General features: G+C 41.9%; 21 protein-coding genes and 1 tRNA gene. 15 read left to right on the top strand and 7 right to left on the bottom strand.

Annotated elements, in window-relative coordinates; genetic code table 11:
* Positions 1–10: 10 nt before the first annotated feature.
* Positions 11–1,468, bottom strand: coding sequence for a sodium:solute symporter (locus DW173_RS02575; RefSeq protein WP_120143636.1), 1,458 nt, complete (start codon positions 1,466–1,468; stop codon positions 11–13).
* Positions 1,469–1,559: 91 nt separating this feature from the next.
* On the opposite strand from DW173_RS02575, the gene recR reads away from it, so the two are divergent.
* Genes recR through DW173_RS02560 form a run of 3 tightly spaced genes read left to right on the top strand, consistent with a single transcriptional unit; the run spans position 1,560 to position 3,195 of the window.
* Positions 1,560–2,177, top strand: coding sequence for a recombination mediator RecR (gene recR, locus DW173_RS02570; protein WP_004306273.1), 618 nt, complete (start codon positions 1,560–1,562; stop codon positions 2,175–2,177).
* 26 nt (positions 2,178–2,203) lie between these two features.
* Positions 2,204–2,662 carry a hypothetical protein gene (locus DW173_RS02565; protein WP_004306271.1) on the top strand — a complete coding sequence of 153 codons (459 nt, stop codon included), beginning with the start codon at positions 2,204–2,206 and terminating at the stop codon, positions 2,660–2,662.
* A complete protein-coding gene (locus tag DW173_RS02560; protein ID WP_008022161.1) occupies positions 2,659–3,195 on the top strand; it encodes a GNAT family N-acetyltransferase in 537 nt (178 codons plus the stop codon). The genes DW173_RS02565 and DW173_RS02560 overlap by 4 nt, the downstream gene beginning before the upstream one ends.
* A 4-nt stretch (positions 3,196–3,199) precedes the next feature.
* Here the strand turns inward: DW173_RS02560 and DW173_RS02555 are convergent, their stop codons facing one another.
* Together DW173_RS02555 and DW173_RS02550 are read right to left on the bottom strand one after the other, a co-directional pair.
* Complete coding sequence (locus DW173_RS02555) at positions 3,200–3,790, bottom strand: YqgE/AlgH family protein (protein ID WP_004300427.1); 591 nt, start codon at positions 3,788–3,790, stop codon at positions 3,200–3,202.
* Positions 3,791–3,884: 94 nt separating this feature from the next.
* Positions 3,885–5,201, bottom strand: a complete 1,317-nt coding sequence (locus DW173_RS02550; protein ID WP_004314588.1) for a pyridoxal phosphate-dependent aminotransferase — start codon at positions 5,199–5,201, stop codon at positions 3,885–3,887.
* Between the two features lie 152 nt (positions 5,202–5,353).
* On the opposite strand from DW173_RS02550, the gene DW173_RS02545 reads away from it, so the two are divergent.
* Positions 5,354–5,427 (top strand) — tRNA-Asp (locus DW173_RS02545).
* A 74-nt stretch (positions 5,428–5,501) separates the two neighbouring features.
* On the opposite strand, the gene DW173_RS02540 is transcribed toward DW173_RS02545, so the two are convergent.
* On the bottom strand, positions 5,502–6,506 hold the full coding sequence (locus DW173_RS02540) for a beta-ketoacyl-ACP synthase III (RefSeq protein WP_120143634.1): 1,005 nt from the start codon (positions 6,504–6,506) through the stop codon (positions 5,502–5,504).
* A 413-nt stretch (positions 6,507–6,919) separates the two neighbouring features.
* On the opposite strand from DW173_RS02540, the gene DW173_RS02535 reads away from it, so the two are divergent.
* Positions 6,920–7,138, top strand: a complete 219-nt coding sequence (locus DW173_RS02535) for a DUF4248 domain-containing protein (RefSeq protein ID WP_008022164.1) — start codon at positions 6,920–6,922, stop codon at positions 7,136–7,138.
* 134 nt (positions 7,139–7,272) lie between these two features.
* Here DW173_RS02535 and dnaB read toward each other — a convergent pair whose 3' ends face one another.
* The 3 genes from dnaB to DW173_RS02520 form a co-directional block, all read right to left on the bottom strand.
* Complete coding sequence (dnaB, locus tag DW173_RS02530) at positions 7,273–8,652, bottom strand: replicative DNA helicase (protein ID WP_055236510.1); 1,380 nt, start codon at positions 8,650–8,652, stop codon at positions 7,273–7,275.
* Between the two features lie 8 nt (positions 8,653–8,660).
* Positions 8,661–9,278: a hypothetical protein gene (locus DW173_RS02525; protein ID WP_074706544.1), complete on the bottom strand. Its 618-nt coding sequence runs from the start codon at positions 9,276–9,278 to the stop codon at positions 8,661–8,663.
* Between the two features lie 267 nt (positions 9,279–9,545).
* Entirely contained in the window at positions 9,546–9,848 is a 303-nt protein-coding gene (locus DW173_RS02520; protein ID WP_120143632.1) for a DUF4248 domain-containing protein, read from the bottom strand.
* 231 nt (positions 9,849–10,079) lie between these two features.
* On the opposite strand from DW173_RS02520, the gene DW173_RS02515 reads away from it, so the two are divergent.
* The 10 genes from DW173_RS02515 (at position 10,080) to DW173_RS02465 (ending at position 20,194) form a co-directional block, all read left to right on the top strand.
* Positions 10,080–10,487: a hypothetical protein gene (locus DW173_RS02515; protein ID WP_055236513.1), complete on the top strand. Its 408-nt coding sequence runs from the start codon at positions 10,080–10,082 to the stop codon at positions 10,485–10,487.
* Between the two features lie 112 nt (positions 10,488–10,599).
* Positions 10,600–11,007: a hypothetical protein gene (locus DW173_RS02510; protein WP_008022169.1), complete on the top strand. Its 408-nt coding sequence runs from the start codon at positions 10,600–10,602 to the stop codon at positions 11,005–11,007.
* Positions 11,008–11,010: 3 nt separating this feature from the next.
* Positions 11,011–12,315: a DUF3440 domain-containing protein gene (locus tag DW173_RS02505; RefSeq protein WP_120143630.1), complete on the top strand. Its 1,305-nt coding sequence runs from the start codon at positions 11,011–11,013 to the stop codon at positions 12,313–12,315.
* A complete protein-coding gene (locus DW173_RS02500; RefSeq protein WP_004313605.1) occupies positions 12,312–12,854 on the top strand; it encodes an IbrB-like domain-containing protein in 543 nt (180 codons plus the stop codon). Before DW173_RS02505 ends, DW173_RS02500 begins: the two co-directional genes overlap by 4 nt.
* Before the next feature lie 703 nt (positions 12,855–13,557).
* Positions 13,558–13,923: a hypothetical protein gene (locus tag DW173_RS02490; RefSeq protein ID WP_004313606.1), complete on the top strand. Its 366-nt coding sequence runs from the start codon at positions 13,558–13,560 to the stop codon at positions 13,921–13,923.
* A 21-nt stretch (positions 13,924–13,944) separates the two neighbouring features.
* Positions 13,945–14,517, top strand: a complete 573-nt coding sequence (locus DW173_RS02485; RefSeq protein ID WP_004313607.1) for a DUF3575 domain-containing protein — start codon at positions 13,945–13,947, stop codon at positions 14,515–14,517.
* An 8-nt stretch (positions 14,518–14,525) separates the two neighbouring features.
* Positions 14,526–16,037: a DUF3868 domain-containing protein gene (locus tag DW173_RS02480; protein ID WP_004313608.1), complete on the top strand. Its 1,512-nt coding sequence runs from the start codon at positions 14,526–14,528 to the stop codon at positions 16,035–16,037.
* A 57-nt stretch (positions 16,038–16,094) separates the two neighbouring features.
* Complete coding sequence (locus DW173_RS02475; protein ID WP_004308188.1) at positions 16,095–17,804, top strand: Mfa1 family fimbria major subunit; 1,710 nt, start codon at positions 16,095–16,097, stop codon at positions 17,802–17,804.
* A gap of 276 nt (positions 17,805–18,080) precedes the next feature.
* Positions 18,081–19,079, top strand: a complete 999-nt coding sequence (locus DW173_RS02470; RefSeq protein WP_120143629.1) for a FimB/Mfa2 family fimbrial subunit — start codon at positions 18,081–18,083, stop codon at positions 19,077–19,079.
* A gap of 2 nt (positions 19,080–19,081) precedes the next feature.
* A complete protein-coding gene (locus DW173_RS02465; protein ID WP_120143627.1) occupies positions 19,082–20,194 on the top strand; it encodes a hypothetical protein in 1,113 nt (370 codons plus the stop codon).
* The last annotated feature ends 28 nt before the right edge of the window (positions 20,195–20,222 follow it).

Below are 20,222 nucleotides of genomic sequence, written 5' to 3'. Positions count from 1 at the left end.
TTCTTGTCATTTATTTCTTTGTAACATCGTTTTTCCCTTTTTTAGACATACAGATTAACCCCGCAAAGGTAAGCGTTCCATTTAACATTAGCAATTCATAACCGAATTTATATCCGGTTTCTTTTCCAATCCACCAGTCGGCAAGATAGCAGAGCAGTGGTGAAAGGATGGCTATGAGAGGAACCCACCGGTCGTTCGTTTGCCTACGTGTAAAAAGTCCGAAAGCAAACATTCCGAGCAGGGGGCCGTATGTGTAGGAGGCGATGATATATATGGCGTCAATAACGCTCTTATTATTGAGTATTTCTACCAGGCAGATGAAGAATGCCAATAAGACTGATAACGATAAATGCACTTTATCTCTTTTGCGACGTGCCGTTTCTTCTGTGTCTTTTTCCGTATTTAGCAGATCTACGCATACACTGGTTGTCATGGCTGTCAGGGCGGAATCCGAGTTGCTGAAAGCTGCTGCGATAATACCGATTGTAAAAAGTACCAATACGGATTGTCCCAGATAACCTTGGGCTGCAAACATGGGCAGTATATCATCATTCATGGCTGGCAGTTCAAGTTGCATTTGTCCCGCTAGCGCTATCAATAGAATTCCCAAGCATAGAAAAAGGAAATTTAGCGGAATGAATGAGAAACCGTAGCAGTACATGTTTTTTTGTGCTTCCCGGAGGTTCCGGCAAGAAAGATTCTTTTGCATCATATCCTGATCCAAACCGGTCATTACGATGACGATGAAGATACCGCTAAAGAATTGTTTGAAGAAGTTTTGTCGGGATACCCAGTCGTCAAATACAAAAATACGGCTGTGTTCACTGTTTTGGATTGTTTGCACAATGCCGCTGAAGTTAAGGTCTAATCTTTGGAACGTAAAATAGATGATAAAAACCAGAGCGGCAATCAGGCAAAATGTTTGTAAGGTATCTGTCCACACGATGGTCTTTATTCCGCTTTTATGAGTATATATCCATACCAATGCAACCGAACCGACAGCAATCAGCCAAAAGGGAACGTGCATTTCCTGAAATACATACGTATGGAGAATGAGGCATACCAGATAAAGTTTGGCTGCGGTTCCCAACATGCGTGACAGCAGAAAGAAAAAGGAGCCGGTACGATAGGCACGCATCCCGATGCGGGTGCCGAGGTATCCGTAGATACTTGTCAGATTCAACTTATAATATAAAGGAAGTAAGATATGGGCTACGGCCATGTATCCGAAGAAAAATCCGAGTACCGTTTGCATATAGGTCATATCCATTCCGCGCACCATTCCCGGTACAGAGACGAAAGTGACTCCGGAGATAGAGGCGCCAATCATTCCAAAAGAGACTATGTACCAAGGTGATTGGTTCTCTCCCTTGAAGAACGCTGCATTCGATCCTCCCTTACGTCCGGTGATACGGGCTATTAGTAATAATACCGCGAAGTAGCAAAGAATAGTGACAAGTATCATCATAACAGATGCAAAGGTAGCAATTTTTGTAGGTATTAAAAACAATAATCTGTATCTTTGCAAGGTTTTATCGATAGAACAGCAAATATTATCTATGAACCAACAATATCCTTCTATACTGCTTGAAAAGGCAGTCGGCGAATTTTCCAAACTTCCGGGTATCGGGCGTAAGACGGCTATGAGGCTTGTTCTGCATCTGCTCCGTCAGGATACGGCTACGGTGGAAGCTTTCGGAAATTCTATCATAACGTTGAAACGTGAGGTGAAATACTGCAAAGTGTGTCATAATATATCCGATACTGAAACTTGCCAGATTTGTGCTAATCCGCAACGGGATGCTTCCACTGTCTGTGTGGTGGAAAATATCCGTGATGTAATGGCGGTGGAAGCAACCCAGCAGTATCGCGGGCTTTATCACGTTTTGGGAGGAGTCATTTCTCCAATGGACGGAGTCGGACCGAGTGACCTTCAAATTGAAAGCCTGGTGCAGCGGGTGGCTGAAGGTGGAATCAAAGAAGTTATTTTGGCATTGAGCACCACGATGGAGGGCGATACTACCAACTTCTACATCTATCGCAAGCTGGATAAACTAGGGGTTAAACTAAGTGTGATAGCCCGTGGCATATCGGTTGGTGATGAACTTGAATATGCCGATGAAGTGACTTTAGGACGCAGCATTGTGAACCGGACGCTTTTTACCGGAACTGTATAATCATTATTAATCATTTAAGAACGAACATGGAAGAACAGATAAAACGAGCTGTCAGAAATTTGAATATCAGTTATGTTTTCTTTTGGGTGCTCCCGGCATTTTTGCTTGGGGCAGGAGAGTTTGAACTCTTTCCCGTAGGAGGTTTGGTAGATAACGCACCGGCTATCTACTATTTTGAGACGGTCGGCATTTTGCTTACTGCTTTGTGTGTGCCTCTTTCTCTCAAATTATTTAGCTTGGTGCTTAAGAAAAAGATAGATCACATGACTATCACGCTTGCCTTGAAGCGATATGTGCAATGGAACATTGTTCGCTTGGGAGTGCTTGAAGTAGCTATTGTGGTGAACCTTTTGTGTTACTACCTGACGTTGAGCAGTACGGGTAACCTCTGTATGCTGATTGGCCTCACGGCGTCACTTTTCTGCCTGCCCAGCGAGAAGAGATTGCGTAACGAACTTCACATTGCAAAAGAAGAAAAGCTATGAGACAGTCTTTCTTGATGAACGATCGTATCTATCTTCGTGCGGTAGAACCGGAAGATATGGATATAATGTATGAGATGGAAAATGATCCTTCGATGTGGGACATCAGTAACTTTACGGTTCCATACTCCCGTTACGTGTTGCGCCAATATATTGAAGGTTCGCAGTGTGATGTGTTTGCGGATAAGCAATTACGTTTGATGATGGTACGCAAATCCGACCAGTGTATCCTTGGTACGATTGATATTACGGATTTCGTTCCCCTTCATTCGCGGGGAGAAGTAGGAATTGCCGTGCATAAGGATTATCGTCAGCAAGGGTATGCCACCGACGCATTGAAGCTGCTTTGTGAATATGCTTTTGATTTTCTGTCTTTAAGTCAGCTTTATGCACATGTCACGACAGATAATGACGTTTGTGTAAAGCTGTTCACGTCTTGTGGCTTCGTTCAATGCGGATTATTGAAAAACTGGCTGAAAGTGGAGGGCTGCTACAAAGATGCATTGCTCCTCCAATGTTTGAATCCTAAGAAATAAAATATTAGTTGAGAGTAGGCACTTGTGGGAAGCGTGACCACGTTTCGTACTTGCTGCCTAGTTTCTCTAAAGCAGTCCGCCACATATCCTTGATATTGTTTTTCATCAGATATGATTTTTCTTCTTCAGACACCAGCCATGTGTTTTCTCTGATTTCGTTATTTAACTGTTCGCTGTCCCATCCGGAATACCCCAGGAAGAAACGGATACATTCGCTGATTTTATTTCCTTGTAATATATATTTCTTTATTTCATCAAAATCTCCATTCAGATAAAGTCCTTTGCTGATAGAGATAGAGCCGGGGATGTCTGATAGTGTATGGAGGTAAAATAAAGTATCAGTGGCAATCGGTCCACCTTTGTATAGAGGAATCTCGTCCAGATATTTAAATTCCATGATGATATCGTTCAGGAATAATGGCAGTTGTTTGTTGATAACCAATCCCATACTTCCTTCGTCCGTATGATCGACCAGTAAAATTACGGATCTGCCAAACGTTGCGTCACGCAGAAAAGGTTCAGATATTAAAATCCTTCCTCTTGATGGTAACACATTATTCGATTGAATCTTAAATATGTCAGAGTCGATATTCATGCCACTAATGTAAGAAAAAAAACGGAATAACAATCGTTATTTCCGTTTTTTTTCATTTAAAGAATGGCTTTTATGAATATCTTATGTCAGATAATCAGGCTATCGGATGATTTTCAGCAAATAGTTTCATTCTTTCGTCCAGTTGCGCATACTGATGGTCTTTAATAAAAGAGGTACACGCGCGTAATCCTTCCTGATGGCTTCCTGTTGTAACCAAAGAGATAGCGCTTACTCCGTAGTACATCAGTTCTTTGGCCAGTTCGCCGCTGGTCATTCCCGGGTATCCGATGGTGAAATAGAATCCGTCCGCAATCGGGTCGCCCAAGTCGTTGTCATATACCAGGTGGAAACCGTGACGGAGGAAGATTTCTTTCAATTTTTGTGCTCTCTCACCATAGATCTTCACTTCGTTGAGGAAGTTATATTGTCCTTCGTTGGCAGCTTTCAGCATGGCAGCCATGGCGAATTGTGCGGAATGACTCGTTCCTGATGAAAGTGCATAAAGTACGCGATGGATGAAAACAGTTCCAAAGGTACCGCCGCCATATCGTTTGGTCAGTCCCGGATAGCTTCGGTGGTATAATTTATCAGAGATACAGCTTACGCCAATACGCTGTCCGGCGTAGCTGAATGCTTTCGAACCGGAAATCAACAATACATAATTATCTGTATAATGGGCTACTGATGGCTGGAAAGGAGGTTGGTATGGTTTGCTCAAATCCTGCCGGAAGTCCATGGCGAAATAAGCCAAGTCTTCCAAAACAATCACATCATACTGCGTTGCCAATTCACCGATAATCTGCAATTCTTCCTCTTTCAGGCAAATCCAGCTGGGGTTATTGGGATTCGAATAAATGATAGCTGATATATTTCCTTTTTTCAGATAGCTTTCCAGTTTCTCTTTCAGTTTGTCTCCGCGGTAGTCATATACATCAAACGTTTCGAACTTTTGTCCCATCACTACCAACTGCTGTTTCTGTACCGGAAATCCGGGATCGATGAATAAAATCGTATCTTTCTTTTCGTCGCATTGGCTGCAAGTGAGGAATGAAGCGAATGTTCCTTGCATAGAGCCGGTGACAGGTACACAGCCCTCCGGATTTAAATCCACGTTGATAAATGCTTTGATAAAGTTGGACGCCTCTTTTTTCAGTTCCGGCAATCCGTTAATATCGGGGTATAGGCTGGCAATGCCATTTTGTAACGCTTCAATCTCTGCTTTCACACCTACTGCGGAAGGAGGGAGCCCCGGAACGCCCATTTCCATTTTGATAAATTCAACTCCCGATGCAGCTTCTGCTTTCGAAGCAATAGCTTTCACTTCCCGAATGGTAGCTTTTGAAAAATCGACAATTTGAAACTCATTTATAGTTTCATCAATCAGATGTCGTTCAATTGGTGTATTTTTCATTCTATTTTCTATTTTATTAGTAGCTGCAAATGTACACGATAATTCTTAATAAATCCACTTTTTCAGAAAAAAGATACTGAAGCTATTGCAGGTTTCAAAAAAATATCTACCTTTGCATCCGCAATCGAGAGAGATGCTTTAGTGAATATTTTGGTGCGTTAGTTCAGTTGGTTAGAATACATGCCTGTCACGCATGGGGTCACGGGTTCGAGTCCCGTACGCACCGCACTTCCCAAACAAAAAATCCTCTGGTTTCTAGTAAATTAGAGGATTTTTTATTTGGAAGATAGCGATTAATCGCTATCTGTTTTTTCCATCATATCCCCATTTTATATAGATAGCTCCCCAGGCAAATCCTGCTCCGAATGCAGTGAGAATTAGGTTATCTCCTTTTTTGAATTTATCTTCAAAATCCCAAAGGCAGAGTGGGAGAGTGCCTGCACTGGTATTGCCGTATCGTTCAATATTAACCATGACCTTTTCGGCGGGAACTTCCAAACGTTGTGTTACAGCAGTGATAATGCGTTGATTAGCTTGATGGGGAATCACCCAGTCGATATTGTCTTTGCTTAGATGGTTTCTTGCAATAATAGATTCACAGGCATCTGCCATGTTAGATACCGCATATTTGAATACAGTACGTCCTTCCTGGTAGATGTAGTGCATTTGATTATCCAATGAATAATAAGAAGGGGTGCATACGGAACCACCGGCTTTAATATGTAAAAAAGGTAATCCTTTACCATCTGTCCTTAACACAGCATCCATAATACCCAAATCTTCAGTAGTAGGTTCAAGCATGACGGCTGCTCCGCCATCGCCGAAAATAGGACAAGTTGCCCGATCGGTATAGTTTATTATTGACGACATCTTTTCAGCACCTACCACCACCACTTTCTTGTAATTTCCGGAACGGATAAAGTTAGCTCCTGTTTCCAATGCATATAAAAAACCACTGCAAACGGCCTGTATGTCGAAAGCAAAAGCTCTTTTCAGTTCCAGTCTCTCACATAAAATAGAAGCAGTGGAAGGAAAGCGGTAATCAGGAGTTGTTGTAGCTACAATTACCAGATCAATATCATCCGGATTTGTATGGGTGCGTTTTATCAGTTGTTTGACAGCTTTACGAGCTATGTAAGAAGTTCCTAGTCCTTCATCTTTCAGAATACGCCTTTCCTTAATACCAATACGCCCCATAATCCATTCATCGGTGGTATCTACCATTTTTGAAATCTCATCATTGGTCAAGATATAATCGGGTACATATCCTCCGACTCCTGTAATTACTGCGTTTATATTTTCCATTTGTTTTATCTAGTTTGGTAAATTGAATAAGGAGGTTGATCCAATAATAAAAATGCGGGCGCAAATATATGGAAAAGAGACTGAAATCCAATATTAGTTTGTGAAACTGTAGCCTTTTTAATTAATAAAAAGGAATATTTGACCAAATTTTGTCTGACTTTTTAATAGACGATTTTTGTTTAAGGTGACAGACTGTCGTAAATACTTGATTGATACAGCATCATGAGTGCTATTCCAATATTGGTAACCAAGAAGTTTGCGAGCAACTTGTTTTGGCATAAAGATGGGCATATCGGTTATTCAATTTGTACCTGTCAGTAATGCATGATAATAGTCAGTTATTCATTGAAAAAGTATTGCATATGTGAAAATATTTTGTTAATTTTGTAGATATAAATCAAAGCTTATTTATCATGAAAGAATTCACAATACGTGCGTATGGCCGTATGGAACTTGCCTCACTTTATTCTCCCGAACTAACCGACATCGCTGCTTATCGAAAAATGAAGAAATGGATCCTGTTATGTCCGGGACTTCTACAACGCCTGTATGACCTGGGTTATCAGCCCAACTGCCGTTCTTTCACACCTTTGGAGGTAAGAGTGATTATAGACGCATTGGGAGAACCATAAGACACGGGATAAGATTGTTGAAACTTTAAAAAAAGAAGAGATCGTAAAGCATTGCTTTTCATAACCTAAAGCATCGCTTTACGACCTCTAAAGCTAAGCTTTAGCTCTTGTAAAACACTGTCTTATTATACCGTTCAGGTAGTTGTATTCTTCTTCATCCAATCTATTCCGGGTACGTAATCCTCCAGTTTCGTCATACTCGGATCATGTCTGAAATAAAGCTCACCAGTCATTCCGTTGCGGTGTTTCACAATACCCATCACACCCAATCCATCTGTAGAGTAGGTGCTTTTGCGGTCTGTCGCACGTCCGGAGAGAGCAGGGCGGGAAAGCATCAGTACTAAATCAGCATCTTGTTCGATAGCCCCACTTTCGCGAAGGTCACTCAAACTGGGACGGTTGTCGGGATGCCCCTCTACATTACGATTTAATTGACTGAGTAGTATCACAGGGATATGCAATTCTTTTGCCATCATCTTGGCTTTGCGGCTAGCTTGGGCTACTTCCTGCTCTCGGTTGCGGTTGTGTTGGTCTGTTTTCATGTCACACAGTTGCAGGTAGTCGATGATGACACCGTCACATTTTCCTTTACTTTGTAGCAGTTTAGCAGAAGAACGAACGTAATCCATACTCACCGACGGATTATCATCGATATGAATAGGTAGATGAGACAACTCTGTTGATGCCTCGTGTATTTGCCGTAATTCGCTGGGAGTTAATTGTCCGCTGAGGAGATGATCGGGGTTAACTCCCGTAGTGGCAGCCAGTAGCCAGCGGTCTCCCAAACGTTCACCTTGCATTTCAAGACTATATACAGCAATGTGATATCCCGCCGAAGCAGCGGTGCGTGCCAAATGTAGGGCGAATGCCGTTTTCCCTACTGCAGGACGGGCAGCTATAACAATCATGTCACCTGCTTGCCAGCCGCATGTCAGGCGGTCAAGATCAGTAAATCCGGTTGGCAACCCTGTGACACCATTCTTGTTGGAGGCTGTACGGACTTCTATTAGTTTAATGGTATCCTCCATAAGTTGCAGCATAGAACGAAGATGCTCGGTAGTACCACATTCCTTTTCCAAACGATCGAGGAGGGAATGGGCGTCTGCCAAGGTATCGTCTATATCAGTCGTTTCGTCGGCAGCCAGTGCCAGCAGTTTGTGAGATCCTAAAATCGTTTCACGACGGATATATTTCTGTTTGAGAATCCGGGCATGATATTCTAGGTGAGCACTCGACACTACGCGTGAACTGATACGCACCAGTGTATAAAGCCCTCCTATAAATTCGAGCTTGCCATGCCGGGCAAGTTCTTCTTTTATGGTCATGATATCAATTACTTGCCCGGCATGGTACATACCCTGCAAGACAGCATAAATCTCACGGTTCGTTTCAGTGTAAAATACTTCCGGCCGTAATATGTCGGCAACCAGTGTAATAGCTTTGCTTTCCAGCAGGCAGGCGCCGAGCACGACTTCTTCGAGTTCGGCGTCCTGTGGGTTTGTTATCTCACTCATTTTCTTTTCTAATAGTCATATTCATTCATAAATGCCTTATTTGACAAATAGGAGGCAGCCTGCATACAGTACTTGATATCCGCCAGATTATCATAATATTCATCGATGTGACTAAGACTGAGACAACGTTCGTTGACAGATAACTTGTTCCATTCCCGACGAGCACGGCCGACATTGGTTTTAGGCTTCCGGGTAATATCATGATATTTTTCCCAAAACGCATCGAAGGTGATACCGTCAGCTTCGGCACGGACACTTTCCCGACGTTTCTGTCCGACCAACAGATCGTAGTCGGGTATGCGGATGTGAGTGATATATGGATTAGACAATCTTTCGATAATACCTTCATCGTACATTTTATTGAAGAAATACCGCGTGCGACTGCGTTTCCAACCGAATAATTCTGCCCAATGAACCATGGACATTACAGATTCACCCCGCCGGCATTGAAATGTGTACTGGTGGATGCGACATTCCACAGTACTATAATTGACATGCGTTAATACCAAAATAAACGCGTCGAAATATCCTGTTGCACCTTTAGTCACTTTTATTTGCTCCTCGAATAAGACTTTAGGGAAGAGGAGATATCCCTTTTTAAGCATTTCTGCTGTAGATTTAATCATACTTTATATTGTTTTAATTTGGTGCGAAGGTAGTCCGGTTGGTTGAGATGTACAATTTTACGGTTATGAACGGCTAAATATTTTAATATTGGCTCATGTGTCCAATACCCCTGATTATTACCTATATTTTTGGACCTCTCTGTCTGCCTTCTTCTACTCTTGCTCAAACGCCCTGTTAAAAGGGGAGGCCGGCATGCCTATATTAGCACTTCGACCACCCCTTCATCCATTAATATATAAATGAAAAAAAGAATGTATTAAAATACATTATATCTTTTTCCCCATTTTCGGGACAGCAAGATATGAATTCTTTTTTATCATTTCGTATACTAATGCAGGCGTTCCCCAGAACCTTACAATAATCGCAATTTGCTGAGGAGTGAGCGTTGTGGTATGCCGGGTGAATCCCGCTTCCGTGAGTTGGTTCAGTAATACTGCATGTTCTTTGATGATCCGCCGGAACGCTTTCACCGCTGAACAATTATACTGATAGTTCGGAAAATAAGCTACTGCCACTTCGGACAGTGCATGGCAGCCATGAAGCAGCCAGTCAAAAGATTGATTATCCATTGTTTAAAATATTTAAATATTCCGCAAAAGTACGATTCGTTTCATTGGAAGGAAAAACCGATTTTATGATGCTGGTAATTTAAATGTGTTATAAGTATGAATATTTTTAAATAAAAATCTAATTATTTAAACAATCTTCTCTATATTTGCATGTGAGATTAGATTTTATATGGCATTTTCCCGGTTAATAATCAGTAAGGTCAAACCGTTTATATATAACTAAATTTTATAATGTCAAAAGGAATAGAGAACATAAAAGAACGTTTACAACGAAAGCGTGAACAGTACATTCGTCAGGAAGAGAAAATAGAACAAATGAAATGTACAATGCAAAACACTAGCGAGGAAATAGAGCAGCTGGAATATGTTCTTAGTGAAATGGAACACATATCGGATACGCATCGTGAGCCACGAGTGATTCCCAATGACAAAGTGGGAGACGTGTTTGCATATCTCTGTCGGGTGTTTGAGTTTTTACAGCACCGCTTAAAGCTGCATTTTAAATATAAACTGGCATGTGAAGTCATCTTTGCCCGTTATCAATTTCAAAGCCGGTCGCATACTCCCGGGCGGGAATATCTAAGCTTTGCCACCATACTGACTTACTTTAAACGTGAGAGAGGAATGACGGACGGGTGATTTCAAAAATATCGAAATATAGAGATAATAACATGAAAAACAAATGTTTTAGGAACAGAAATGACGAATTTGATATTTTTTCCTTATTTTTGTGTGTCCATTTTTGAATGATATGATACAGATAATACGATTAAAAGGAAAAGACAAACATTTATATCGGCTTGTGGCGCCGATGGTGATGGATCCCGAAGTGATACGCGCAAACAATAATTACCCTTTCAAGACGGGCGAAGAGTATGTGTGGTTTATTGCGATTGAAGATAAAGAAGTGGTGGGCTTCGTGCCGGTGGAACAGAAAAGCCGGAAGAAAGCTGTAATCAATAATTATTATGTAAAGGCAGAAGACGCCGGACGGGAGGAAATCCTGTCGCATTTGTTGCCTGCCGTTATTGCGGAATTCGGGCCTGAGAGTTGGTTGCTCAATTCGGTCACACTGGTACAAGATAAAGAAACATTTGAAAAGTTTGAATTTGTATCGATGGACAAGAAATGGACACGGTATGTAAAAATGTATAGATAACTTATGGCGAAAAAGAAAATAGCAGGCACAAAGAATGTATATGAATTAGCACAAGAACGACTAAAAGTTATATTTAATGAATTTGATAATATATATGTGTCATTCTCCGGAGGTAAAGACAGCGGGGTACTGCTGAATATGTGTATCGATTATATCCGGAAGAATAACCTGAAGGTACGTTTGGGAGTTTTTCACATGGATTATGAAATCCAGTATAAAATGACCATCGACTATGTGGACCGGATGTTGGAAGCTAACAAGGATATTCTGGATGTGTACCGGGTATGTATTCCTTTCCGTGTGGCTACCTGTACCTCGATGTATCAATCCTTTTGGCGTCCCTGGGAAGATAATAAAAAGAATATATGGGTTCGTTCCATGCCTAAAAAGGCAATGACCAAAGATGATTTTCCTTTTTATAATACAACCATGTGGGATTATGAATTCCAGATGCGTTTTGCGCAATGGATACACAACAAAAATGACGCAGTGCGCACTTGTTGTCTGATCGGAATCCGTACACAGGAGAGTTTCAACCGGTGGAGATGTATCTATATGAGCCGTAAATTCCAGATGTATCATAAATACAAATGGACTTCAAAAGTAGGGAATGATATTTATAATGCCTATCCTATATTCGACTGGAAGACAACGGATGTATGGACGGCCAATGGAAAATTCCAGTGGGATTATAATACTTTATATGACCTTTACTATCGTGCCGGAGTCAATTTGGAGCGTCAGCGTGTAGCAAGTCCTTTTATTAACGAAGCGCAAGAGAGTCTGCAACTTTATCGGGTGCTAGATCCCAATACCTGGGGCAAAATGGTCGGAAGGGTGAACGGTGTGAACTTTACCGGTATGTATGGCGGTACTCATGCGATGGGATGGCAGTCGGTGAAACTTCCTGAAGGATATACATGGCGAGAGTTTATGTATTTCTTGTTGTCCACTTTGCCGGAACGGGCGAGGAAAAACTATCTTCGTAAACTTTCAGTGAGCGTGAATTTCTGGCGGACAAAAGGTGGATGTCTAAGTGATGCTACCATCCGAAAGTTGATTGATGCGAAAGTACCGATTATCGTTATGGACAACAGTAACTACAAAACGTTGAAAAAACCGGTACGTATGGAATATCAGGATGATATCGACATTCCGGAATTCAAAGAAATACCCACGTATAAGCGAATGTGTGTTTGTATTCTTAAAAATGACCATGCCTGCAAATATATGGGATTCTCACCTACGAAGGAGGAGATGAGTAAGAGGAGTCAAATTATGGAACAATATAGAATCATAGTATCATGAGTGTAGATAAAAGCCCTGTTTACGAGGTAAAAGCGGTACCCGTAGAAAAAGTATATGCGAACGATTATAATCCGAATGTCGTTGCACCGCCTGAAATGAAGTTGCTGGAACTTTCTATTTGGGAAGATGGCTTTACAATGCCATGTGTATGTTACTACAATAAAGATGAAGACCATTATATACTGGTGGACGGCTACCATCGCTATACGGTATTGAAAACTTCCCAACGAATCTATAAGCGTGAAAACGGCTTATTGCCGATTGTGGTGATAGACAAAGACCTGTCTAACCGTATGAGTTCGACCATCCGGCACAACCGTGCGCGTGGAATGCATAACATTGAATTGATGTGCAACATTGTTGCGGAACTTGACAAGGCAGGTATGTCCGATCAATGGATAATGAAAAATATTGGTATGGATCGTGATGAATTGTTGCGTCTGAAACAAATTTCAGGACTTGCCGATCTGTTTGCTAATCGCGAATTCAGTATTCCTGATGAGGTGGCACCTACGGAAACAGAGCGTAAAACCTTATAATTTGATAACTATATATACATATAGAAATTGAACTTTTTGTCATTTAGGCACAAATTATACAAGTTATTGGGCTATTTTGTTGTATAAAATAGCTATGTCTTTTGTCTAATTTGTGCCTAAGTTGTGTCTAAATGACACAGAAAACCATAACTTCCCTCCATTGTCCAAGTTTTTATGAGAGAAACTTGGGATTTTTTTAATGTTCGCATATCGAAAGAAATGAGGATATTAAATATTTTTGTTGTGAATTTCGCAACCCTCTTGTTCGCTACCTGCATAATTAGCCCCTTTATTCTAAGTTGATTCTCTGTAACAGAAATGAATACAATTTTGTATCTCCTTTAATATTCCGAAATTTGCAATATGAGATTTGGACAAAAATATTGTCCAGAGAGAAAAGCAAAAAGAGAAATAAGAGAGATATACAAGAAGTAGAAGAAAGTATATTGGAGAATTAATGAGAGAAATAACAAAACTTACAATCAGTATTTTATATTTGATTTTTTTATTATCTGTGATGTGTGTGCAGGGGTCGAATGTGACCGGCACTCTCTTTCAATTAACATCGAAGGTGACAACTTGTGCGGATATATATGCCAGGTTGTTGACTAAGCCGTTGAGCAATCCTTTGCTTGGCTCTCTGTCTTATTAGTGACACTCAAGAAACTATCCCCATGAATTTATAACATTAAAAACAGGAAATTTGGAAAAAGAAGTTCATATTAGACAAAGGGAAGCTGTTCCTGCTACGGGAAGTACACTTCAGCTCATGCCTACTGGAAATTCAAATTCGGAGGTGTATGAAATCGATTATTTCTGCCTTACGGGCGAAGTGGATGAAAGTGCTAAAAATTGGATTCGTCTGTATTCTTCCGTAATGCCGGAGGGACATACAGGAGAAGAACGCATTATCGTTGAAGACGGTAAGATCTATATTAAGGTATTGCCCAATGTAGAGGCGGATTCCAGAAACGGAATCGTACATCTCACAACAATGGTGTCTTCCGTTAAAACGGGCATCAGTAATGTGCAACGCATAAAAATAGATGTTACTCAATTGGGGCAATAAACAACAGTAAATGTGATATAAATGAAGAAAGTTGCTATACTCATATTATTCATGCTCGGATGTGCCATTTCCGAGGGTCATGCCCAGAAGGTTGCGCTGAAAAGCAATCTGCTGTATGACGCTACTACTACCATGAATCTGGGACTGGAGATCGGACTGGCGCGTAAATGGACGCTGGATATTCCGGTCAATTATAATCCGTGGAAACTTTCCGACGGCAAACGCCTCCGTCATTTGGGGGTACAACCCGAAATCCGTTACTGGTTTTGTGAGAGTTTTCGCCGTATGTTTGTCGGAATGCATGGACATTATGCCGATTTCAATGTAGGGGGATGGCCCGACTGGTCTTTTATCAGTGACAATATGCAGCATACGCGTTATCAGGGATATCTTTATGGTGGTGGCTTTTCCGTAGGATATTCGTGGATTCTGAAAAAACGCTGGAGTATAGAAACATCTGTCGGAGTGGGATATGCGCACATTGTATATGACAAGTATCCTTGCGCTACTTGTGGTACGAGACTAAAGGAAAGCAGCAAAAACTATTTCGGGCCTACTAAAGCAAGTGTGTCACTTATTTATGTAATTAAATAATGAGGAGTATGATAATAAGAAAAATAGGTTTCCTTGTGTGTATGTTGGTGGTTTGCAGCCTGAATATAAACACAGCTATGGCTCAATCCCGCTCTTACGAAGGTGGCATTACTGTGAATCCGGTGCGGTTGGAACAGAAAGGTGATTTTATTCATGTCGATATAGATTTTGTTTTGAATAATGTGAAAGTGAAATCTGCCCGGGGAATGGATTTTATTCCGCGGCTGGTGACTCCCGGACGTACTCAGAATCTTCCGAAAGTTTCTATTAAAGGTCGTGACGAGTATCTGGCGTATGAGCGTGAGCTTGCGTTGATGAATGCCAAAGAGAAAAGAAACTACGAGAAGCCATATATAGTGGAAAAAGCTGGAAAACTAAGAAATGATACGATTCGGTATCAATATCTGGTTCCGTTCGAATCATGGATGAAGGATGCGCGCTTGGACGTGCAGCGTGATGAATGTGGTTGCGGCGAAACGGCATTGATGAACATAGAGGAGTTTGGCAAAGTGACGTTGGAACGTGTATGGACGCCTTACGTAGTGGTTCCTCAGTTTGCTTATCTGCAACCGAAAGCGGAAGAAATCAAACAACGGGATATTCAAGCAGAATGTTTTCTGGATTTCGAGGTGAATAAAGTCAATATTCGTCCCGAATACATGAATAATCCTCAGGAACTAGCTAAAATCCGCAAGATGATCGATGAGCTGAAGTCCGATCCGAATGTGAAAGTGAACCGTCTGGATATTATCGGTTATGCTTCTCCGGAAGGAACATTGGCAGCGAACAAACGTCTGTCTGAAGGGCGTGCTATGGCGCTTCGGGATTATCTGGCATACAGGTACGATTTTCCGAGAAACCAATACTACATTGTCTTTGGAGGTGAAAACTGGGACGGACTGGAGAAAGCGCTTGAAACAATCGAATTGGAATATAAAGACGAAGTGCTGGATATTATCAGGAACATACCTATTGAAAAAGGAAGAGAAACAAAACTGATGCAACTTCATGGAGGGACGCCTTACCGATACTTGTTGAAGTATATTTTCCCAAGTCTGCGTGTGGCTATCTGCAAAGTGAATTATGAAGTGAGGGATTTTAGTGTGGAGGAAGCGAAAGAGATTATCAAGACGCGTCCGCAGAATTTGAGCTTGAATGAAATGTTTCTGGTAGCTAATACCTATCCGACAGGCTCGCAAGAATTTATTGATGTGTTCGAAACGGCTGTCCGGATGTATCCACAGAGTGAGATTGCAAATATAAATGCTGCTACTGCCGCTTTATCACGCAATGATCTGGTTTCGGCCGAACGTTATCTGAGCATGGTGAATTCGAATAAGAATTTGCCGGAATATAATAATGCTATGGGAATATTAATGTTAATGAAGGGAGATTATGAATTATCGAAGAAGTATTTGAAGGTCGCAGAGCAGTCAGGTCTGGATGCAGCTAGGGGCAATCTGGAAGAATTAGTCAGGAAGAAGGCTAATGCTGCCGAAATGAGAAAAAATGGTAAGTAAAACTTACTAATTAAGTGGGAAATTATATATGTATTAATTCTAATAATTTTTTGTATTATGCTAAAGATTAAATCAATTTTAGTTTCGTTGCTGGCCGTTGTGGCATTGGCAAGTTGTTCAAATGAGAATCTGGAGGAAAATCCGGAGGTTGAAGGGGGAGCAGGTTATGATGTAGCTTACGTATCAATTAGTCTGACTAATCCAAAAGTGCCTGGTTCACGTGCTTCTGGTGAACAGCCGGCTTTGCCTGCAGAAAGCGCGATTAATGAGCTTTATGTGATTACGTTCGATGCGGGTAAGGTGGTGACTAAGGATGAAAAGGCAACTAAGTATGCCACGGTATTGGGATCAGGTTCTTTCGGAACAAATAGTGGAGTTACGACTCCGAATACTCCGGTTAAAGTGGATCCGAATACTAAGTATTTGCTTGTTATAGCCAATCCGGGTTACCAATTAAAGGATCGCTTGGATAACCTTTCAGAGGGTGCAACCTATGCTACCATCAATGCAATGGTTACAGTTCCTGAAAACAATACTAAGCCCAACAATGCTTATCTGGTAGAGGAGGTTGTACACTCCAATGGTTGTGCAATGATTAATGTCGGATTCTACGATGATTCCGATTCGGATCCATCCAATCATGCATGGAAAGATGAATGTCTGCTCGATGTATCGGACAAGATTGTTTTGGTCAGTGACTATAAATCGGAAGCGCAAGCTCAGAATGCAGCGAAAAGTAATCCGGCTACTCTTGAGATAGAACGCCTTGCTGCAAAGTTGGAAGTTATGATTGGCAGTCCATTAGCAGTTGGACCTTTTGAAGATGGAACAAATGCAAGTCTTGGACAATTTGATTTTGGAAACTGGACTATAGACTACTATAACTCTCTGTTCTATCCTTTTGCAAAGAAGACTACCACAGCGTCATCTCATACTACCGGATTCTACAAAAGTAACTTCTATACAGTTGACCCGAACTTTACGACTGCAGGTGGAACTGAATATCTTACAGGCATTGTTAAGAATACACTTGATGCTAACCGCGAACCTAAGGTAGAGTGGGTTGCTGAAAGTGCAGATGCGGGTGATAATTATAAATACTGTATCGAGAATACGATGGCTGAAGGATATCAGAAGTTCGGTGCGGCTACGCGTCTGGTACTTAAGGGACAGTATGCACCTTGGAAGTCCGGTGAATTTACTTTGGGAGATGACTGGTATCGTCTTCCTAACGGAACTAACTCTGTAAACTTCAAAAGTTTTGCTGACTTGCTGGCTGCTTATACACCTGCTAAAGCTAAACAAACAAACTCAGACCCTATGACCGCCCAGGAGAAACTCTTGGTTACAGCATGCGAACTGTTCTATACTCAGATACAATCTGAACTTACCACCAATGATCCGGGTAGTTTTGCTCTTCTTACACAGACTATTCTTGATGACAACAACATTAAGAATGGTGGTGAACTGTGTAAAAAAGAAGGTTGCATCTATTGGTATCCAAAGAGTCTCAACTATTACTACTATGAGATTCGTCATGACAATGCAGCCAACTCTTATATGGAGTATGGAAAATACGGTGTAGTACGTAATAACTATTATACGCTTACGCTGACAAAGGTAAATGGTAACGGTACACCGTGGTATCCTGGTGGTGGACCCGAAGATCCGGATGAAGAAGAAGATATCGATAAGAAAGGTGCTTATCTCCACTTTGAGATTAAAGTTGCTCCGTGGATATACTGGACTACAAATTTCGAAATCTAAATAAACTCTTTACTTTCAAAGAAAACAGGGCAGTGCGGACTGCCTGCCCTGTACTTTTTTTAATAGATATTCCGTGCGGAACAGGCCGCCGAAAAAAGTAAAAACAAGCCGGTGACAGGCTTCCCAAAAACAGCACTGAAATATACCGGCGCATCCGAGATGCAATGAAATGCAAAGCGCGCCCCTAAAAGAGGAAATAACCGGAGGTCACAAAATAGAGATCTCTGACAATATAAAATGGCAAACCGATAGGGTTGCCCCCTAAAAGAAAAAGATATGTTCGGAAAAACTAAATCGCTATTCCTTATCGTTGCTTCGATGCTATGTATGGCTTCGTGCGACAGTATACGCGAAGACCTTCCACGGTGCGAACTTTGGTTGGAATTTGTATTCGACTACAATATGGAATATGCGGATGCATTTAATCCGCAGGTTAAATCGGTGGATGTACTTGTGTTCGACAGCGATGATAAATTGCTTTTCACCAAAAGTGCCGAGGTTGCTGCGCTGGTTGGTGGAAACCGGATGTCGTTGACCGACGAGCTCGATTTCGGAAGTTATAAAGTACTGACCGTCGGAAGTCTGTCTGACAGATTCCGGCTTTCGGACAATGCAGGTAATAAACTGGCACCGGGAACTACCACCCTCCAACAGGTCATTGTATCCCTGAAGCGGGAGACGGATGTTGTTGATTTCGAGTTTCAGCATCTTTATTTCGGAGAGGTTGTGGAAGTAGACCACCTGCCATCCAGTACCGACCATAAAATTTATCCGGTGAACCTGATACGTGACACCAATCGGTTTAATCTCGCGTTAATGGGATATGAGGAAAATAAAGTGAATGGCACACAATATACATTTGAAATTCAGGCGCCGGAAAATGCAGCTTATTCCTGGGAAAACGAACCAGCAGGACAAGGGCCGGTTACTTATGTGCCTTACTATACAGGTCCGGGTGAAATATCCGACGTGGTTATGTCCGCACGCCTGAACACGATGCGTTTGTTCAACAGGAGCGGATGGGATTATAAATTTATTATAAGGGATGCGAATACCGAAGCGGAAGTCTGGAGCTACAATCTGATGACACTTTTGAGTATTGCACGGCCGGTTTCCCGTTACGACGGAACGGAACTTCCCTTTCAGGAATATCTTGACAGGCAGAGTGAATGGAACCTGATATTTACAGTTGTTGAAAAAACCGGAGGAGGATTCCTTCAAATTGGTATTGTCGTGGGGAACTGGATTCATTGGCTCCACGGGATGGAAGTTTAAGAATGAGAAAAAAACTATTACATATCATTTGTCTGGCATCCACCATCCTTTTGTTCTCATGTAGTAGAGAAGCTGATGTGGCTTATGAGTTGCCTGCCCATACTACTAGGGCGCAACTTAGCATCGACTTGGTGAACAATGGGGATGTGGAACAACAGGAGAAGATAAACTCCATGCGGTTTATCGTATTCGGCAGCACGCCCGGTGGCGTGAGGCTGGATGTGAATGAACACATCCTGTTGAGTACTCCGGAGACAGCTACTGATATAGATGCGCAACTTCTCGAAGTGACTTCCAGCAATGATATCCTGGTCGTAGTTATTGCCAACGAACCGCAGAGCCTCACAAGCAAACTTGACGGTATAGCCAATCTTTTGACGTTGCAGGAGATGATTTACGATATCTCCAGCATACTGAATAGTGACGGGCAGATTATTTCGGCAACCGGAATGCCTATGACAGGAGTGATCCGGGATATTTCCATAGCACCCGATGAAACCAAAACAGTACAAATGGTGATCGAACGTGCCGTAGCCAGAGTAGATGTCTTTATCGAAGCTATAGACGGCGGGGCGGTGACCGGATATACTGCCGGAAGCACCAGTGTCACCTTGCATAATTTCTCTCACGATAGCTATTTCGTGATGGGAAACGTGGATAACGGTACGCGTGATAACGCCGACTCTTCAAAAAACTACGGAAAAGTGAAGGAAGACGTGTCGGAAAGCAATTTGTTAACGCATAGCTGGACGGCTACGACTACAGAAACCTGGGCATATTCATCGGCTGCCGGAGCTGAAAACCGGAAGTTGCTTTGCTCGTTCTACACAGCCGAACGCCTATTCAAGTCGGATTATTCCGACCGACTGTCTATCAGTATGTCTAATGTCCCGAAAGGACCTTCGGACGTCACTGGAATAACCGAGAAAGTAATTGAAAGCGTAACAAAAGTTGACGACACAGGCAGTCCGACGGCGCAACCTTTTACGGAGATCCGTCGGAACAACGTGTATCAGGTAACGGCACGCGTCGGAAAAATAGGTATTCAGATACTGACGATAAGCGTGGAAGATTGGGGTGAAAGACAAGATATTGACTTGGATCTGGGTTTGTAATATCTTTCGTTGATTGTTTTTAATTTCG

Source organism: Bacteroides sp. AM16-13, assembly GCF_003602705.1.
GTDB lineage: Bacteria > Bacteroidota > Bacteroidia > Bacteroidales > Bacteroidaceae > Bacteroides > Bacteroides xylanisolvens.
The sequence above is the reverse complement of the archived record's forward strand: the minus strand, read 5'-3'. Positions and strand labels throughout refer to the sequence as shown.

What these genes read in the sequence shown, in the direction of transcription:
- DW173_RS02555 (WP_004300427.1), bottom strand. Translation starts at nt 3,790, where the DNA reads ATGAATATCGACTCTGACATATTTAAGATTCAATCGAATAATGTGTTA.
- DW173_RS02515 (WP_055236513.1), top strand. Translation starts at nt 10,080, where the DNA reads ATGTCAAAAGGAATAGAGAACATAAAAGAACGTTTACAACGAAAGCGT.
- DW173_RS02465 (WP_120143627.1), top strand. Translation starts at nt 19,082, where the DNA reads ATGAGAAAAAAACTATTACATATCATTTGTCTGGCATCCACCATCCTT.
- DW173_RS02475 (WP_004308188.1), top strand. Translation starts at nt 16,095, where the DNA reads ATGCTAAAGATTAAATCAATTTTAGTTTCGTTGCTGGCCGTTGTGGCA.
- DW173_RS02565 (WP_004306271.1), top strand. Translation starts at nt 2,204, where the DNA reads ATGGAAGAACAGATAAAACGAGCTGTCAGAAATTTGAATATCAGTTAT.
- dnaB (WP_055236510.1), bottom strand. Translation starts at nt 8,652, where the DNA reads ATGAGTGAGATAACAAACCCACAGGACGCCGAACTCGAAGAAGTCGTG.
- DW173_RS02520 (WP_120143632.1), bottom strand. Translation starts at nt 9,848, where the DNA reads ATGGATAATCAATCTTTTGACTGGCTGCTTCATGGCTGCCATGCACTG.
- DW173_RS02500 (WP_004313605.1), top strand. Translation starts at nt 12,312, where the DNA reads ATGAGTGTAGATAAAAGCCCTGTTTACGAGGTAAAAGCGGTACCCGTA.
- recR (WP_004306273.1), top strand. Translation starts at nt 1,560, where the DNA reads ATGAACCAACAATATCCTTCTATACTGCTTGAAAAGGCAGTCGGCGAA.
- DW173_RS02510 (WP_008022169.1), top strand. Translation starts at nt 10,600, where the DNA reads ATGATACAGATAATACGATTAAAAGGAAAAGACAAACATTTATATCGG.
- DW173_RS02480 (WP_004313608.1), top strand. Translation starts at nt 14,526, where the DNA reads ATGATAATAAGAAAAATAGGTTTCCTTGTGTGTATGTTGGTGGTTTGC.
- DW173_RS02575 (WP_120143636.1), bottom strand. Translation starts at nt 1,468, where the DNA reads ATGATGATACTTGTCACTATTCTTTGCTACTTCGCGGTATTATTACTA.
- DW173_RS02525 (WP_074706544.1), bottom strand. Translation starts at nt 9,278, where the DNA reads ATGATTAAATCTACAGCAGAAATGCTTAAAAAGGGATATCTCCTCTTC.
- DW173_RS02485 (WP_004313607.1), top strand. Translation starts at nt 13,945, where the DNA reads ATGAAGAAAGTTGCTATACTCATATTATTCATGCTCGGATGTGCCATT.
- DW173_RS02550 (WP_004314588.1), bottom strand. Translation starts at nt 5,201, where the DNA reads ATGAAAAATACACCAATTGAACGACATCTGATTGATGAAACTATAAAT.
- DW173_RS02535 (WP_008022164.1), top strand. Translation starts at nt 6,920, where the DNA reads ATGAAAGAATTCACAATACGTGCGTATGGCCGTATGGAACTTGCCTCA.
- DW173_RS02540 (WP_120143634.1), bottom strand. Translation starts at nt 6,506, where the DNA reads ATGGAAAATATAAACGCAGTAATTACAGGAGTCGGAGGATATGTACCC.
- DW173_RS02560 (WP_008022161.1), top strand. Translation starts at nt 2,659, where the DNA reads ATGAGACAGTCTTTCTTGATGAACGATCGTATCTATCTTCGTGCGGTA.
- DW173_RS02470 (WP_120143629.1), top strand. Translation starts at nt 18,081, where the DNA reads ATGTTCGGAAAAACTAAATCGCTATTCCTTATCGTTGCTTCGATGCTA.
- DW173_RS02505 (WP_120143630.1), top strand. Translation starts at nt 11,011, where the DNA reads ATGGCGAAAAAGAAAATAGCAGGCACAAAGAATGTATATGAATTAGCA.